Genomic DNA, 15,553 nt, shown 5'->3' with positions numbered 1-15,553 from the left:
ACGTTATGTTGCTCAGTTATCTACGGCTGGTGTTGTTCGCGGTGGGCCTGTTGGTTGGGGTCCAGGTGCCGGGCTTCATCAACGATTACGCCAAGCGGGTCGAGGCCCACCTGATCGAGGCGCAGACCGGCCTGCAAGGGTTCCAGGGCACCGCCAATCAGTTCTTCAAGGGCGACATGCAAGCCCTGGTGGCCCATTACCGCGCCAGCGAAGACCCGATCTTTCGCAGCGACGCCGACAGCCTGAACACCTTGCTCGTGCGCCAGCAGGCCCTCGACAAGCAATTCCAGGCCATGCAGGGCCCGTGGTACATCCGCTTGCTGCAAGTGGCGCTGGCCGCCGATCCGGACATCCGCAAGGAAACCTGGAACGGCTACAGCTACCAGATCCTGTTGACTCCCGAGGCCATGATCTGGGGCATCAGCGGTGCGTTGTTGCTGTCGTTCGGCCTGGAGTGCCTGTTCCGCCTGATCGACTGGGTGGTGCTGGGCGGCAAGCGCCTGCGCCAGAGCCGGCCGATTGAAGAGCGGGATTTGCGCGGGCTCTGATTGCACGACTGATCGAAACCGCAACCGGCTTCTGTGGCGAGGGAGCTTGCTCCCGCTGGGCCGCGAAGCGGCCCCAAAACCAGACACCGCGCAGTGTCAGGTAGATGGTATCCAGCAGGTTTGGGGCTGCTGCGCAGCCCAGCGGGGATAAATCCCCTCGCCACAGGTTCGTGGTTGGTAAAGTGGCTCGAACGGTCTGACTCACCCAGCCCATCGCCAAACACAAACCCCGTGGCGAGGGAGCTTGCTCCCGCTGGGCTGCGCAGCAGCCCCAAAAAGCCTGGAAGCATTCAGTCAGTTACACCGAGGCACCTGGTTTGGGGGCTGCTTCGCAGCCCAGCGGGAGCAAGCTCCCTCGCCACAGTGGTGTTCAGCTAGGCCACAACGGTGTTCAGCCAGGCCTTGCGTGTTACCCAATCAAATTTTTCTTATGACCCAACCGAGGTTTTATTCGTTGGACGGGATCGGCCGCGCGCTCAAGAATCGACGCATCGGTCTCCACGTCAGCGTCGTCGAGACTTACAACAATAAAACTGCGGAGAACCACCATGAGTGCACCCGACACGCTCGGCGTCCCCCAACCCCAGGCCCGTTCCGGCCCATTCGATTGGTATCGCAACATCAACCAGCAGGAACGTCGCACCTTCTGGAGCTGCAAGATCGGCTACGCCCTGGACGGCATGGACACGCAGATGCTCAGTTTCGTGGTGCCGACCCTGATCGCGATGTGGGGCATTACCACTGGCCAGGCAGGCCTGATTCACACCAGTACCTTGATCGCTTCGGCCATTGGCGGCTGGGTGGCAGGCATTCTCTCGGACCGCATCGGGCGGGTGCGCACCCTGCAACTGACGGTGCTGTGGTTCGCCTTCTTCACCTTTTTGTGCGGCTTTGCCCAGAACTACGAACAACTGCTGATCGCCCGCACATTGATGGGCTTCGGTTTTGGCGGCGAATGGACCGCCGGCGCCGTGTTGATGGGTGAAGTGATTCGCGCCAAGGATCGCGGCAAGGCGGTGGGCATGGTGCAGTCGGGTTGGGCCCTGGGCTGGGGCATGACGGCGATCCTGTATGCGCTGCTGTTTTCGGTGCTGCCGCCGGAGGACGCCTGGCGCGCACTGTTCATCCTCGGCATCGTGCCGGCGGTGTTCGTTATTTTCGTTCGCCGGCTGGTCAAGGATCCGGACGTCTATAACCAGACCAAGGCCCGGCTGACGCCGGAAAACCCAGCGAAGTTCTACGAGATTTTTGCCCCCGGCATCCTTTTCACCACCTTTCGCGCCTCGCTGCTGACCACCGGTGCCCTGGGCGGTTACTACGCCATCACGTCCTGGCTGCCGACGTTCCTGAAAAATGAGCGTGGCCTGAGCGTATTGAGTACCGGCGGCTACCTGGCGATGGTGATCGTCGGTTCCTACGTGGGCTATGTCATCAGTGCGTACCTGTCGGACATCCTGGGGCGCAAAAAGAACTTTGTCCTGTACGCCGTCGGCTCTTTCACCATCGTCCTGCTGTATACCCAGGTGCCGGTGAGCAATAACGTGATGCTCTGGCTGGGCTTTCCCTTGGGGTTCTTCGCGTCGGGCATGTTCAGCGGCATGGGCTCGTTCCTCACCGAACTGTTCCCTACGCGCATTCGTGGTTCGGGCCAAGGCTTCTGCTACAACATTGGCCGGGCGGTGGCGGCATTGTTCCCGCTGTTGATTGGTATTTTGAGCCAGAAGGTGCCGCTGAGCGTGGGTATCGGAGCGTTCGCCGCGGTGTCCTATGGCGTGGTGATCCTGGCGGCCCTGAGCCTGCCGGAAACCCAAGGCAAGCAGTTGGAAGCCGAGTAACTGATAACCTGTGGTGCGCGTGCCCCACAGTTAAACAAAGAAAGAACCTACAGGAGCGTTCACCGTGAACCGCCTGCTATTGAACTGCGACATCGGCGAAAGCTTCGGCAGTTGGACCATGGGTCTGGACGCCGAGGTGATGCCCTTCATCGATTGCGCCAACATCGCCTGCGGCTTTCATGCCGGCGACCCGAGCATCATGCGCAAGACCGTCAGCCTGGCCCTGAGCCATGGCGTGCGAATCGGCGCGCACCCGGCCTATCAGGACCTGGCGGGCTTCGGCCGCCGTTCCATGGCCTACGGCGCCCAGGAATTGCAGGACCTGCTGCATTACCAGATCGGTGCCCTCGACGGCATCTGCCGGGCGCAAGGCGGACGGGTCAGCTACGTCAAGCCCCACGGCGCGATGTACAACGACATGATGGCCAACCCGGCGCAACTGCGCGCGGTGATCCAGGCTGTTGCGGCCTATGATCGGCAACTGCCGCTGATGCTCATGGCGACCCGGGACAACAGCGCCGCCCAGGCCCTGGGCGATGAGTACGGCCTGACCCTGTGGTTTGAAGCCTTTGCCGACCGCGCCTACGACAGTGCCGGTCGCCTGGTTTCGCGGCAAGCACCGGGTGCCGTGCACCACGATCCCGAGGTGATTGTCGGGCAGGCCCTGGCTATCGCCCGCGGCAATGCGTTGACCGCCAGTGACGGCAGCGCCTTGCACCTTGTTGCCAACACCTTGTGCGTACACGGCGACAACGCCAGTTCCGTGGCGGCCGTGCAACGCATCCGCGAAGCCCTGGACCGGCAGAGTGCACCATGAGACCACGCTTGGAAGTGGTGGCGGTGGACTGCTTGATGGTGCGCCTGTTCGATGAGATCGCCGAGGCCAACATGCCCTGGATGCTCGCCGCCAGCGAGCGCCTGCGAGCGGTGTTTGCCGAGCATCTGATTGACCTGGTGCCGTCCTATACCACGTTGATGGTGCACTACGATTTGCTCGCCCTGAACCCGGTGCAGGCTCGTGAATTGATCGATGAGGCGTTGAATAACCTTTCACCGGATGCCCGGTCCGCCGGCCAATGCCACGTGCTGCCGGTGTGGTACGACCTCAGTGTCGGGCCGGAGCTGGAGCTGCTGGCGAGCCGCAGCGGGCTGACGGTCGCCCAGGTGATCCGTCGCCACAGTGAACGCGAGTACCAAGTGTTTGCCTTGGGCTTCGCCCCCGGTTTCGCCTTCATGGGGCTGGTGGATGAAGAATTGGCTTCACCGCGCCTCGACACGCCGCGCAAACGCGTGGCCGCCGGCAGTGTCGGCATTGCCGAGCGCCAGACTGCGGCGTATCCGGTGGTGTCGCCCGGTGGCTGGAACCTGATCGGTCGCACCCCGACCAAACTGTTTGATCGCGAGCGCGATGGCTACAGCCTGATGCAGCCGGGGGACACGGTGCGTTTCGCCCCCGTGGACCATGCCGAATTCATCGCGCTGGGTGGCGACGACACACCGCTGGAGACCCAGGCATGAGCCGCTTGTTGATCGAGGCCAGCACACCGCTGTGCCTGTTGCAGGACGCCGGCCGTTTCGGCGTGAGGCACCTGGGTGTGACCCAGGGCGGGGCGGCGGACTGGCTGTCGATGGCCTGGGCCAATTGGATGCTCGGCAATGGCCTGGACGCGGCGGTGGTGGAGATTACCCTCGGCGGCTTTACCGTAGTGGCCGAAGAGGATTGCGTGCTGGCGCTGGCTGGGGCGGACCTGGGCGCGCGAATAGACGGCCAGGGCGTGGCATCGTGGCGCTTCTTCAGTCTGCGCAAGGGCCAGGTGCTGGCGCTCACCCAGCCCGTGCTCGGTGCCCGGGCCTATCTGGCGGCCCCTGGCGGATTCAATTCGCCTGCGGTACTGGGCAGCCGGGCGACGGTAGTGCGCGAGGAACTGGGTGGCCTGGATGGGCGAGGGCGAGCGCTGAGTCGTGGCGAGCGCCTGAGCTATTCAGGCGCGGCGACGCCTCGGCCCATGCCACACACGCGGATTCCGGACTTCCAGCAAGCGCAGCCGCTGGACCTGATCCTGGGGGCGCAGAATGGCGCATTTAGCGGGCAGAGTCTGTTCGACGCGTTCAACACCCCGTGGACACTGGACAGTCGCGCCGACCGCATGGGCATCCGCTTGCTGGGCACGGCGTTGGCGTATCAGGGGCCGGCGATGATTTCCGAGGGCATTCCGCTCGGTGCGGTGCAGGTGCCGCCGGATGGCCAACCGATCGTGCTGCTCAACGACCGGCAAACCATCGGTGGCTATCCACGCCTGGGGGCCTTGACTCCGTTGGCCCTGGCCCGGTTGGCGCAATGCCTGCCGGGGACGCAGGTGCGGTTGCGGCCGGTGGTGCAGGAGGTTGCGTATCGCCAGCAGGTGGAGTGTTTGCGTAGTTTTCTCGACCGCTAAAAGCATCGCGAGCAAGCTCGCTCCCACACTGGATCTTCGTCACACTGAGATCCCCTGTGGGAGCGAGCTTGCTCGCGATGAGGCCCTAAAGGGCGCCAAAGATCACTTGGAAAGAAACCGCATCCCTTCCTCCAACCCCCGCAAGGTCAGCGGATACATCCGGTCTTCCACCAACTCGCGCACGATGTTGGTCGAGGCGGTATAGCCCCAGGTGTCCTTGGGATACGGATTGATCCAGATGAGCTTCTTGTACTTCTCCATGAAACGCTGCATCCACACATAGCCAGCCTCTTCGTTCCAGTGTTCGACGCTGCCGCCGGCCTGGGTGATTTCATAGGGGGCCATGGCGGCGTCGCCGATGAAGATCACTTTGTAGTCGGCACCGTACTTGTGCAGCAAATCCTGGGTCGAGGTGCGTTCCGAGGTACGGCGCAGGTTGTTTTTCCACACCGACTCGTACACGAAGTTGTGGAAGTAGAAATACTCCAGGTGCTTGAACTCGGTCTTGCAGGCCGAGAACAGTTCTTCGCAGATCTTCACGTGGGCATCCATCGAGCCGCCGATGTCGAACAACAGCAACAACTTCACGGTGTTGCGTCGCTCCGGGCGCATCTGGATGTTCAAGAGGCCGGCGTCCCGGGCGGTGTGGTCGATGGTGCCGTCGATGTCCAGCTCTTCGGCCGCACCCTGGCGAGCGAACTTGCGCAGGCGGCGCAGGGCGATCTTGATGTTGCGGGTGCCCAATTCCACCTGGTCGTCGAGGTTCTTGTACTCGCGCTGGTCCCAGACCTTCACAGCCTTGCCCTGGCGCTTGCCGGCGTCGCCGACCCGGATGCCTTCGGGGTTGAAGCCGCCGGAGCCGAACGGGCTGGTGCCGCCGGTGCCGATCCATTTGTTGCCGCCGGCATGGCGTTCCTTCTGTTCTTCCAGGCGTTTCTTGAACTCTTCGATCAGCTTGTCCAGGCCACCCAGGGACTGGATCTGCGCCCGCTCTTCGTCGGTCAGCGAACGCTCGAATTCCTTGCGCAGCCAGTCCTCGGGAATCAGCGCCTGGAGGTGATCGTCGAGTTTTTCCAGGCCGTTGAAGTAGGCAGCGAACGCCCGGTCGAACTTGTCGAAATGCCGTTCGTCTTTCACCAGGATTGCCCGGGACAAGTAATAGAACTCGTCCATGTCGGCGAAGATCACCCGCTGTTTCAACGCGTTGATCAGGTCCAGCAATTCGCGCACCGACACGGGCACTTTGGCGGCGCGGATCTCATTGAACAGGTTAAGCAGCATGGCAATCGCCCTCGCTCTTGTTAGACGAAGAGGATCAGCGGGTGCCGCGACGGCTCATGAACGCCAGGCGCTCGAGCAGTTGCACGTCCTGCTCGTTCTTGACCAGGGCGCCGGCCAGCGGCGGGATGGCCTTGGTCGGATCGCGCTCGCGCAGCACCGCTTCGCCGATGTTGTCGGCCATCAACAGCTTGAGCCAGTCCACCAGTTCGGAAGTGGAAGGCTTTTTCTTCAGGCCCGGCACCTTGCGCACGTCGAAGAACACGTCCAGCGCTTCACTGACCAGGTCCTTCTTGATGTCCGGGTAATGCACGTCGACGATTTTCTGCAGGGTGACGCGGTCGGGGAAGGCGATGTAATGGAAGAAACAGCGGCGCAGGAACGCGTCCGGCAGTTCCTTTTCGTTGTTGGAGGTAATGATGATGATCGGCCGTTGCTTGGCCTTGATGGTTTCGTCGGTCTCGTAGACGTAGAACTCCATCTTGTCGAGTTCCTGCAACAGGTCGTTGGGGAACTCGATGTCGGCCTTGTCGATTTCGTCGATCAGCAGGATCACCCGCTCCTCGGACTCGAACGCTTCCCAGAGCTTGCCCTTCTTCAGGTAGTTGCGCACGTCATGGACCTTGTCCACGCCCAATTGCGAGTCCCGCAGGCGGCTGACCGCATCGTACTCGTACAGGCCCTGGTGAGCCTTGGTGGTGGACTTGATGTGCCAGGTGATCAGGCGCGCGCCGAAGGACTCGGCCAGTTGCTCGGCGAGCATTGTCTTGCCGGTGCCCGGTTCGCCCTTGACCAGCAGCGGCCGCTCCAGGGTGATGGCGGCGTTCACGGCCAGTTTCAGGTCATCGGTGGCCACGTAGGCGCTGGTGCCTTCGAACTTCATCTGCAATTCCTCGAACGGTGTCGCCGGCCTGGCGAGGCGGGGCGCGCGAAAATAAAGAGCGTGCCCGACTATACCGCGAGGCCCCGCCGACTGTGAACGCAGACGCTGTATTCAGTCTCTGAATGGAGCGTCACATGTTGACTCAGTCTCGGCGGCTTGCCAGTATTGCATATCGCCAATTTGGCGATATGTTTGGTGTATGTCTACTAAATATCGATTTAAAAATACTTACCGCATTCAACTGCGTGAACGAGACCATCCACCGCCCCATGTACACCTGACGGGTGGTGGGGTGGATGTGATGTTGAGCCTGGAAACCGTGGAAAGTGATGATGGGCCGTGCGCCGCCGTTGATCATCAAGGAAGCGCTGGACTGGGTCAGGGTCCACCAGGCGCAACTGTTGGAGGATTGGAAACGATGTTACCCATGAAACGGCCGCGGCTATTGGCCGTGCAGGCTTTATTACCGTTCAGTCTTGAACTGACGTTCATCGACGGGCAGCAATTGACGCTGGACTTGAGTGCCGACGTGCAACGTTACCCAGGCTTGCAGCCTTTGCTGAAAGAGGCAGCGTTTGGAGGCGCGAGCGTGGGGGATGATGGTTGGAGCGTGGAATGGCCCGAACTGGATATCCAGATCGGTGCCGATACCTTGTATCTGGATGCGCTGGCGCAGAATGCCGTGGATGAAAATACCCGCATTTTCATTGGTTGGCGTGCCCGCACCGGCCTACCGCTGAACCAGGCGGCTGAAGCACTGGGGGTCAGCGCTCGCAGCATCAGCCGCTATAGCAGTGGGCGCGAGGCTGTACCTCGTTCGCTGGCCCTCGCGTGCTTGGGATGGGACTCGCTGCAGCGTGGCGCGGGCATCGCGGCGGCGGAACCGATCGGCCGCTACACCGTCACGCGCAAACCCTAGTCGGTCGAAGGCGGTGGCTGTTCATAACGGGCGTTGAAGGCCTGGACGAAACCGTTGCGCAGGATCTGCAGGAAGGCCTCGAAGGCGCTGATGTCCTGCTGGTGGACATTGCCGCTGAGTTCCACTCGGGTGGCGAACTGGTTCTTGCGCTGGTTCTTGAGGGCCGTTTCGCCTGTGCCGACCAGCGCTTCCCAGACCGAGCGGAAGATGTTCTTGTTCTGGTTTTCCACGTCCTGCTGCCAGTCGAACACATCGACATCGCGCAGCAATGGCTTGATGTAGCCGCTGAGCTTGGCGTTGTCGGCTTCGGCCTCGATCACCAGGTCGCCGTGACCGGCATTGAAATCGAATTTGCCATAAGCAGCGGCGAAATCGTTCAGGCGCTTGAGCTCGATGTTCCTGGCTCGCAGGCGGAAGTCGAAATCCTCGAAGTTGCTCAACGGGTCGAAGGTGGCCTGCATTTCCAATGGCGCGTGTTCGGCCACCAGGGCCTTGCCCTCGAAACGGGCGTCGCGCTTGCCTTCGGTGTCGACCACGTTGGTCAGGTTGTAGAAGCTGGCGTTGACGTCGGTGGCCCGCAGGTTGACCGGTGGCTTGGAGTTGAAATTGCGGAAGGTGACCTTGCCATCCCGGATGCGCACTTCGTTGAAGGTGATAGGCAGCAGTTTGCCCAATTGCTCGCGCCAGTTGGTGCCCCGGCCGGTCTGGGAGTTCTGTCGGTTGGCGCCGCCGTCGACGAAGTTCACTTCCGGACGGGTGAATTCCACCTCGGCGACCACCGCATGGTCGTACCACAGCGAGTGCCAGCTCACCGACAAGTCCACCAGCGGTGCGGTGACGAACGGCACCGGAACCTTGCCGTCGACCTTGACGATTTCCAGGCCGTTGATCCGGTAGGCACCGCGCCATAGGGCCAGGTCCACGTCGGTGATCTGGCCGCGATAATCGCCCATGTTGGCCAGTTTGTCGTTCAGGTAGTCGCGTACCAGGTAAGGCAGGGCGAAATGCAGGGCCACCAGCACCGCGACGAGGGCGGCGAACACCCACAATGGCCAGCGATATCGACGCTTCATGTCAGTCAGTCTCCAGCGTTTGTTGAGGGAGCGCCTTCTAATGCCATTGACTGTCGCAACAATGGGAACGTTCGGTGCAACTGGACGCCCATGGGCAAGAGGCATACCTTTAAAGGCTTACATTCCCGCTGCATCAAGGACCCAGCCATGAGCCGTATATTCGCTGACAACGCCCATTCCATCGGTAATACGCCGCTGGTGCAGATCAACCGCATTGCCCCGCGCGGCGTGACCATCCTGGCCAAGATCGAGGGGCGGAACCCAGGGTATTCGGTCAAGTGTCGGATCGGCGCAAACATGATCTGGGACGCTGAAAGCTCGGGCAAACTCAAGCCGGGCATGACCATCGTCGAACCGACTTCGGGCAACACCGGGATCGGCCTGGCGTTCGTCGCCGCCGCTCGTGGCTACAAGCTGATGCTGACCATGCCCGCCTCCATGAGCATCGAGCGCCGCAAAGTACTCAAGGCACTCGGCGCGGAACTGGTGCTCACCGAACCGGCGAAGGGCATGAAAGGGGCCATCGACAAAGCCGCCGAGATCATGGCCGGCGATCCAGCCAAATACTTCATGCCGCAGCAGTTCGATAACCCGGCGAACCCGGCGATTCACGAAAAAACCACCGGCCCGGAAATCTGGAACGATACCGACGGCGCGGTGGACGTGCTGGTGGCGGGTGTGGGCACCGGCGGGACCATCACCGGCGTTTCGCGGTACATCAAGAACACCTGCGGCAAACCGATTTTGTCGGTGGCGGTCGAGCCCGAGGTTTCGCCGGTGATTACCCAGGCGATGGCGGGCCAGGAGATCAAGCCCAGCCCCCACAAGATCCAGGGGATCGGCGCTGGGTTCGTGCCGAAGAACCTTGACCTGTCGATCGTTGACCTGGTCGAGCGGGTATCTGACGACGAGTCCAAGGCCATGGCCCTGCGCTTGATGCAGGAGGAGGGCATCCTCTGCGGGATCTCTTGTGGCGCGGCGATGGCCGTGGCCGTGCGCCTGGCGGAAAAACCGGAGATGCAGGGCAAGACCATCGTCGTGATCCTGCCGGATTCGGGCGAGCGGTACTTGTCGAGCATGTTGTTCAGTGATTTGTTTACCGAGCAGGAGATTCAGCAGTAACGGTGAGTGGACTGCGAGGTTGGAGGGACCTTGATGGTAGAGGGATCTTGTTGTGGCGAGGGGATTTATCCCCGCTGGACTGCGCAGCAGTCCCCCAGCAACTCAGCCGGCTCGATAGCTGGGCCGTCAGGTTTCAGGGTCGCTTCGCAACCCAACGGGGATAAATCCCCTCGCCACAGGGTGGTGAGCAGGAAGTTGATCAGCGTCAGCCAAGGTTCAGGCGGCGCATGTTAGAAAGTGTTTATTGCGTTTCACTCAACAGAGAATGTTGCGTCAGATGGTTTTTACCCGGGCCTGGAGTGGTTAACATGGCCTTCGGCTACGTCGGGCAGTAGGCGTTGCGTCAGTTGTTTTTGGACAAGGAGTTGTAAAAATGACCGTTTCGTTTGTCGCCAAGGCCTCGGTGTTGCTGCTGTTCCTGGGCAGTACGCTGTACGTGCACCTGCGTGGCAAGGCGCGTTTGCCGGTATTGCGCCAGTTCGTCAACCATTCGGCGCTGTTTGCCCCCTATAACGCCTTGATGTACCTGTTCTCCGGCGTGCCCTCGAGACCTTACCTGGACCGCAGCAAGTTCCCCGAACTGGATGTGCTCAAGGACAATTGGCAAGTCATCCGCGACGAGGCCATGCACCTGTTCGACGAGGGCTACATTCGCGCTGCCGAGAAGAACAACGACGCGGGTTTCGGCTCGTTCTTCAAAAAGGGCTGGAAGCGTTTTTACCTCAAGTGGTACGACAAACCGCTGCCGTCGGCTGAGCTGTTGTGCCCCAGGACGGTCGCGCTGGTCAGCCAGATCCCCAATGTCCGGGGCGCGATGTTTGCCCTGCTGCCGGGTGACAGCCATCTCAATCCCCACCGAGACCCCTTCGCCGGTTCGTTGCGTTATCACCTGGGCTTGTCCACCCCCAATTCCGACGACTGCCGGATCTTCGTCGACGGTCAGATCTACGCCTGGCGCGACGGCGAAGACGTCATGTTCGATGAAACCTATGTGCACTGGGTCAAGAACGAAACCCCGCAGACCCGCGTGATCCTGTTCTGCGATGTCGAGCGGCCCCTGAAAAGCCGGTTGATGACCCGCCTCAACCGCAGCATCAGCGCGTTCCTCGGGCGCGCCACCGCGCCGCAGAACCTGGAGGAAGAACACGTCGGTGGTATCAACCGGGCCTATGCCTGGAGCAAGTCGTTCAGTGACGGCATCAGCGGCCGGGTCAAGCAGTTCAAGCGCAAGCATCCCAAGGCCTACCGGGTGATGCGGCCAGTGTTGGCGGTGGCGGTGCTGACGGCGCTTGGCTACTGGTTGTTCGTTTAAATATTGCGTAGTCCATCGAGCGCTGGTTATAGTCGGCGCCCTTCGGGTTTTCGAACCCACCCTTCAAGAGATCGGCTCATGCCTGCATCCCCTGTCATCGCGGTCGTGGTTCCAGCGTTCAACGCTGGCGTCGTGCCGTGTGGGAGTCAGCAGCCTGCGCAGATCGGTCAATACCCTCCACCTGTCAGTAGCCCACCGGTGTACGCCGTCGTATCACCGCCGGGTGTTGGCGTTCAGGGCTGATCGGCAACGGTTGCCGTCCCCTGTGCCTGCCTGAAAAAACTACTGGACTTCAGCTTCGGCTGAGTTGGCTTTTTGCCTGACTACAGGTGGTATTCATGTTTTCCCTTTCTAAAAACGCCTTGTTGGCGGCGGCTTCCACGAGCCTGTTCGTTTTGCTGTGGAGCAGTGGGGCGATCTTTTCCAAGCTGGGCCTGGCCCATGCTTCACCTTTCGCTTTTCTGCTGATCCGTTTTGCCATCGCCCTGTCGGCGCTGGTGCTGTTGATTCCGTTGCTCAAGTTCAAGCTGCCCAAGACTGGCAAGCCGATGCTGTACGCGGCGACCACCGGGTTGGTGCTGCTGGGCGCCTATCAGATTTTTTATCTGCTGGCGCTGCAAATGAACGTCACCCCCGGGGTGATGGCCACCCTGATGGGCGTGCAGCCGATCCTGACCGTGGTGCTCATGGAACGGCAGCGTTCCTGGTCGCGGCTGTTCGGCCTGGCGCTGGGGTTGGTCGGGTTGGTCATGGTGGTGTACCAGGGCATCGGCCTGGCCGGCATGTCCCTGGCCGGGATGCTCTGTGGGTTGCTGGCACTGGTGAGCATGACGGCCGGTTCGATCATGCAGAAGCGCATCACCGACAACCCACTGGGCACGCTGCCGGTGCAGTACCTGGCCGGGCTGGTGCTGTGCGCGGTGTTCGTGCCCTTCCAGCCGTTCCACTTCGAGTACAACACGGGTTTCATCGTGCCGGTGTTGTGGATGGCGCTGGTGGTGTCGGTGCTGGCGACGTTGCTGCTGTACCGACTGATCGCCCGGGGCAACCTGGTGAATGTCACCAGCCTGTTCTACCTGGTGCCGGCGGTGACGGCGATCATGGACTACCTGGTGTTTGGCAATCGGCTGGCGTTGTTGAGCTTGTTGGGGATGGTGCTGATCATCGTGGGGTTGGTGTTTGTGTTTCGTAAAAGCCGTTAGCCCTTAGATATTTAGTGACTGCACCATTGCTTTCGCGGGCAAGCCCGCTCCCACAGGTTATGGACAGGCCTTGTGGGAGCGGGCTTGCTCGCGAAGGTATTTTTAACCGCGCCGATGAACTACCGGGCGGACGCTTGAACCGGTTTCGCCGCCCCAGGTTTCAACACCAACCACAACGCCGCCGCAATCAACACCCCGCCATACAAATGCGCCATCCCCAACGGCTCATCCAGCAGCAACGCCCCCCACAGCACGCCGAACGGCGGAATCAGGAAGGTCACGGTCATGGATTTGACCGGGCCGATGGAACTGAGCAGGCGGAAATAAAGGATGTACGCCAGCGCGGTACACACCAGGCCCAGCCCCAACAGTGACAACCAGACGCCCCAGCCACCCCAGCTGGCCGGTGGTTGGCTGATGACGCTGTAGCCAAACAGCGGCAGCAAGAACACCGTGGCGCCGAACATGCTGCCCAGGGCCGAGAGACGGCTGTCCAAGCCACCTTGCTGATCGAGCCAGCGACGGGTGAGGAAACCGGCAAAGCCATAGCAGGTCGTGGCCAGCAGGCAGGCGAGGGCGCCCATCAGCAATTGCAGGTCGAACGCCACCGGGCCGGCGCGGGTCAGGATGCCGACGCCGAACAACCCCAGGCAGACACCGCTGACCTTGGCTGGGGTGAGTTTTTCGCTGAAGAACAAGCCGCCGATCAGCACCCCCATCAACGGCGTGGTGGCGTTGAAGATCGCCGAATAACCGGCCGGCAGCACCTGGGCGGCCAACGAATAGAAGGTGGCCGGAATGCCCGAGTTGATCAGGCCCAGCCCCATCACGACTTTGAGCTTGCCGCGAAAATTCCAGTCGATGCGCATCAGGGCCAGGATCACCAACAGCCCGACGAAGGCGATGGACACGCGAAAAAAGGCAGTGGGGATTGTGCCAATGACGGGGGCGATAATGCGCATGAACAGGAAACTGGCGCCCCAGATAGCGGCCAGTGACAGTAAGCGCAGGATATCGACGAGGTTCACGAGTCATTCCTTCCTTGATTGGGCGGCAAGTGTCGCCGTCCTGAATAGCGATGGCAATGGTTGCGTTGGCGCGTGATTGGCCTCTAAGCTCAGTCGCCAATAACAAGCATGACCCGCCGAGGTTTACCCTATGCCGCAGCCATGGCCCGCCATCGAAATCGCCCGTTCGATCCTCGACGGCTTCGACGATTATCGTGAGCATTTCCGGCAGATCACCGACGGCGCCCGCGCCCGGTTCGAACAGGCGCTGTGGCTGGAGGCGCAAGCGGCTTCGGCGGCGCGCATCAACTTGTATGAAGAAAAAGTCTTCGAAACCGTTGCCAAGCTGCACAAGGCCTTCGATGACGAAACCCTGATGGACGTGAGCTGCTGGCCGCTGGTCAAGAGCGCCTACATCAGCCTGATCGACCTGCGCTTCGACGATGAGCTGTCGGAAACCTGGTACAACTCGATCTTTTGCGGGCTGTTCAGCCACGACCTGATCAGCGATGGCACCATGTTCATCCACACCACCCGGCCTAGCCTGCGCCGCGCCCGTGCCGCCCAGACCCGCACCTACAAACCCCAGGGGCAGTTGGACCGGATGCTGGCGAGCGTGTTCGCCGATTACCGTTTCAGCGAGGACTACGGCGACTTGCCAGGCGACCTGCAGCGCCTCGAAGCGCAGTTGCGCGAGAACCTGCCGGACTGGGTCTGCAAGGACCCGGAACTGACGGTGGAGTTGTTTTCCTCGGTGCTTTACCGCAACAAGGGCGCCTACCTGGTGGGCCGGATCTTCACCCGCGATGACCAATGGCCGCTGGTGATCCCGCTGCTGCACCGCGAGGGCCGGGGTATCCAGATCGATGCGCTGATTACCGACGAGGCGCAGGTGTCGATCATCTTCTCGTTCACCCGCTCGTACTTCATGGTGGACGTGCCGGTGCCGGCGGAATTCATCGGCTTTCTCAAGCGCATCCTGCCGGGCAAGCACATCGCCGAGTTGTACACCTCCATCGGTTTCTACAAGCACGGCAAGTCCGAGTTCTACCGAGCGTTGATCAATCATCTGGCGAACACCGACGACCAGTTCATCATGGCCCCGGGTGTGCGTGGCATGGTCATGAGCGTGTTCACCCTGCCGGGCTTCAACACCGTATTCAAGATCATCAAGGACCGCTTCTCGCCGTCGAAAAACGTTGACCGGGCCACGGTGATCGAGAAGTACCGCTTGGTGAAGAGCGTCGACCGGGTCGGGCGCATGGCCGATACCCAAGAGTTCGCCGATTTCCGTTTTCCCCTGGGCAAGTTCGAGCCGGCGTGCCTGGAGGAACTGTTGGAAGTGGCGCCGTCCACGGTGTCGGTGGAAGGCGACACGGTGCTGATTCGTCACTGCTGGACCGAGCGCCGCATGACACCGCTGAACCTGTATTTGGAGAACGCCAACCAGGACCAGGTGCGCGAGGCACTGGAAGACTATGGCCTGGCCATCAAGCAACTGGCGGCGGCCAATATCTTTCCCGGCGACATGCTGCTCAAGAACTTCGGCGTGACCCGCCACGGCCGCGTGGTGTTCTACGACTACGATGAAATCTGCTTCCTGACCGAAGCCAACTTCCGCCACATCCCCCAGCCCCGTACACCGGAAGACGAAATGGCCTCCGAGCCCTGGTATTCCATCGGGCCGCTGGACGTGTTCCCCGAGGAATTTCCACCGTTCCTGTTCGCCGACGCCGGGCAGCGCAAGCTGTTCGACCAGTTGCACGGCGAGTTGTACAACGCCGACTATTGGAAAGGCCTGCAAGAGGCAATCCGGGCGGGGAAGGTGATCGACGTGTTCCCGTATCGGCGTAAGGACCTGGACAACGAATAACCCAGCAGGTAAACGAAGCCCCCTGTGGCGAGGGAGCTTGCTCCCGCTGGGGCGCGCAGCGGCCCT

Annotated in this window: 14 protein-coding genes and 1 pseudogene; 11 read left to right on the top strand and 4 right to left on the bottom strand. The window is 61.4% G+C overall.

Going from position 1 to position 15,553, the window contains the following annotated elements:
- Positions 1 to 5: 5 nt before the first annotated feature.
- The 5 genes from BM300_RS07300 to BM300_RS07280 all read left to right on the top strand — a co-directional run bounded on the left by BM300_RS07300 (position 6) and on the right by BM300_RS07280 (position 4,818).
- The gene (locus BM300_RS07300; RefSeq protein WP_063322493.1) at positions 6 to 548 is read left to right on the top strand and encodes a DUF2937 family protein; all 543 of its coding nucleotides are present in this window, start codon (positions 6 to 8) and stop codon (positions 546 to 548) included.
- A gap of 548 nt (positions 549 to 1,096) precedes the next feature.
- Positions 1,097 to 2,383 carry an MFS transporter gene (locus tag BM300_RS07295; protein WP_092150784.1) on the top strand — a complete coding sequence of 429 codons (1,287 nt, stop codon included), beginning with the start codon at positions 1,097 to 1,099 and terminating at the stop codon, positions 2,381 to 2,383.
- Positions 2,384 to 2,447: 64 nt separating this feature from the next.
- Positions 2,448 to 3,200: a 5-oxoprolinase subunit PxpA gene (locus BM300_RS07290; RefSeq protein ID WP_092224859.1), complete on the top strand. Its 753-nt coding sequence runs from the start codon at positions 2,448 to 2,450 to the stop codon at positions 3,198 to 3,200.
- Positions 3,197 to 3,901, top strand: coding sequence for a 5-oxoprolinase subunit PxpB (gene pxpB / locus BM300_RS07285; RefSeq protein ID WP_092224857.1), 705 nt, complete (start codon positions 3,197 to 3,199; stop codon positions 3,899 to 3,901). Before BM300_RS07290 ends, pxpB begins: the two co-directional genes overlap by 4 nt.
- Positions 3,898 to 4,818 carry a 5-oxoprolinase subunit C family protein gene (locus BM300_RS07280; protein WP_092462430.1) on the top strand — a complete coding sequence of 307 codons (921 nt, stop codon included), beginning with the start codon at positions 3,898 to 3,900 and terminating at the stop codon, positions 4,816 to 4,818. Before pxpB ends, BM300_RS07280 begins: the two co-directional genes overlap by 4 nt.
- Before the next feature lie 102 nt (positions 4,819 to 4,920).
- Here the strand turns inward: BM300_RS07280 and BM300_RS07275 are convergent, their stop codons facing one another.
- Positions 4,921 to 6,099, bottom strand: a complete 1,179-nt coding sequence (locus BM300_RS07275) for a vWA domain-containing protein (protein ID WP_092462428.1) — start codon at positions 6,097 to 6,099, stop codon at positions 4,921 to 4,923.
- 34 nt (positions 6,100 to 6,133) lie between these two features.
- Positions 6,134 to 6,979 carry an AAA family ATPase gene (locus tag BM300_RS07270; protein WP_003184225.1) on the bottom strand — a complete coding sequence of 282 codons (846 nt, stop codon included), beginning with the start codon at positions 6,977 to 6,979 and terminating at the stop codon, positions 6,134 to 6,136.
- A 199-nt stretch (positions 6,980 to 7,178) separates the two neighbouring features.
- Here BM300_RS07270 and BM300_RS31335 point away from each other — a divergent pair.
- A pseudogene (locus tag BM300_RS31335) lies at positions 7,179 to 7,410 on the top strand (DUF4160 domain-containing protein).
- Positions 7,398 to 7,898 carry a DUF2442 domain-containing protein gene (locus BM300_RS07260; protein ID WP_092150795.1) on the top strand — a complete coding sequence of 167 codons (501 nt, stop codon included), beginning with the start codon at positions 7,398 to 7,400 and terminating at the stop codon, positions 7,896 to 7,898. The pseudogene BM300_RS31335 and the gene BM300_RS07260 overlap by 13 nt, the downstream one beginning before the upstream one ends.
- Here the strand turns inward: BM300_RS07260 and BM300_RS07255 are convergent.
- On the bottom strand, positions 7,895 to 8,971 hold the full coding sequence (locus BM300_RS07255; protein ID WP_092150798.1) for a DUF748 domain-containing protein: 1,077 nt from the start codon (positions 8,969 to 8,971) through the stop codon (positions 7,895 to 7,897). The two genes, BM300_RS07260 and BM300_RS07255, sit on opposite strands and share 4 nt — an antisense overlap.
- Positions 8,972 to 9,118: 147 nt before the next feature.
- Between BM300_RS07255 and cysK the strand changes: the two genes are divergently transcribed.
- The 3 genes from cysK (at position 9,119) to BM300_RS07240 (ending at position 12,607) form a co-directional block, all read left to right on the top strand.
- The gene (gene cysK / locus BM300_RS07250; protein WP_092150801.1) at positions 9,119 to 10,093 is read left to right on the top strand and encodes a cysteine synthase A; all 975 of its coding nucleotides are present in this window, start codon (positions 9,119 to 9,121) and stop codon (positions 10,091 to 10,093) included.
- Between the two features lie 373 nt (positions 10,094 to 10,466).
- A complete protein-coding gene (locus BM300_RS07245) occupies positions 10,467 to 11,405 on the top strand; it encodes an aspartyl/asparaginyl beta-hydroxylase domain-containing protein (protein WP_092150804.1) in 939 nt (312 codons plus the stop codon).
- A gap of 338 nt (positions 11,406 to 11,743) precedes the next feature.
- Complete coding sequence (locus BM300_RS07240) at positions 11,744 to 12,607, top strand: DMT family transporter (protein WP_092150807.1); 864 nt, start codon at positions 11,744 to 11,746, stop codon at positions 12,605 to 12,607.
- Positions 12,608 to 12,726: 119 nt separating this feature from the next.
- Here BM300_RS07240 and BM300_RS07235 read toward each other — a convergent pair whose 3' ends face one another.
- Entirely contained in the window at positions 12,727 to 13,635 is a 909-nt protein-coding gene (locus BM300_RS07235) for a DMT family transporter (protein ID WP_092462426.1), read from the bottom strand.
- A 130-nt stretch (positions 13,636 to 13,765) separates the two neighbouring features.
- Here BM300_RS07235 and aceK point away from each other — a divergent pair, with 130 nt between their 5' ends.
- Positions 13,766 to 15,487: a bifunctional isocitrate dehydrogenase kinase/phosphatase gene (aceK, locus tag BM300_RS07230; RefSeq protein WP_092150813.1), complete on the top strand. Its 1,722-nt coding sequence runs from the start codon at positions 13,766 to 13,768 to the stop codon at positions 15,485 to 15,487.
- Positions 15,488 to 15,553 lie beyond the last annotated feature (66 nt).

It is taken from the genome of Pseudomonas sp. NFACC46-3, assembly GCF_900114515.1.
In the GTDB taxonomy this organism is placed as follows: Bacteria; Pseudomonadota; Gammaproteobacteria; order Pseudomonadales; family Pseudomonadaceae; genus Aquipseudomonas; species Aquipseudomonas fluorescens_Q.
The sequence above is the reverse complement of the archived record's forward strand: the minus strand, read 5'-3'. Positions and strand labels throughout refer to the sequence as shown.

Bases quoted from the DNA above. Each gene is read 5' to 3' on its own strand.
- aceK (WP_092150813.1), top strand. From the start codon at position 13,766: ATGCCGCAGCCATGGCCCGCCATCGAAATCGCCCGTTCGATCCTCGAC.
- BM300_RS07240 (WP_092150807.1), top strand. From the start codon at position 11,744: ATGTTTTCCCTTTCTAAAAACGCCTTGTTGGCGGCGGCTTCCACGAGC.
- BM300_RS07275 (WP_092462428.1), bottom strand. From the start codon at position 6,099: ATGCTGCTTAACCTGTTCAATGAGATCCGCGCCGCCAAAGTGCCCGTG.
- BM300_RS07255 (WP_092150798.1), bottom strand. From the start codon at position 8,971: ATGAAGCGTCGATATCGCTGGCCATTGTGGGTGTTCGCCGCCCTCGTC.
- BM300_RS07245 (WP_092150804.1), top strand. From the start codon at position 10,467: ATGACCGTTTCGTTTGTCGCCAAGGCCTCGGTGTTGCTGCTGTTCCTG.
- BM300_RS07300 (WP_063322493.1), top strand. From the start codon at position 6: ATGTTGCTCAGTTATCTACGGCTGGTGTTGTTCGCGGTGGGCCTGTTG.
- BM300_RS07270 (WP_003184225.1), bottom strand. From the start codon at position 6,979: ATGAAGTTCGAAGGCACCAGCGCCTACGTGGCCACCGATGACCTGAAA.
- BM300_RS07260 (WP_092150795.1), top strand. From the start codon at position 7,398: ATGTTACCCATGAAACGGCCGCGGCTATTGGCCGTGCAGGCTTTATTA.
- BM300_RS07295 (WP_092150784.1), top strand. From the start codon at position 1,097: ATGAGTGCACCCGACACGCTCGGCGTCCCCCAACCCCAGGCCCGTTCC.
- pxpB (WP_092224857.1), top strand. From the start codon at position 3,197: ATGAGACCACGCTTGGAAGTGGTGGCGGTGGACTGCTTGATGGTGCGC.
- BM300_RS07280 (WP_092462430.1), top strand. From the start codon at position 3,898: ATGAGCCGCTTGTTGATCGAGGCCAGCACACCGCTGTGCCTGTTGCAG.
- cysK (WP_092150801.1), top strand. From the start codon at position 9,119: ATGAGCCGTATATTCGCTGACAACGCCCATTCCATCGGTAATACGCCG.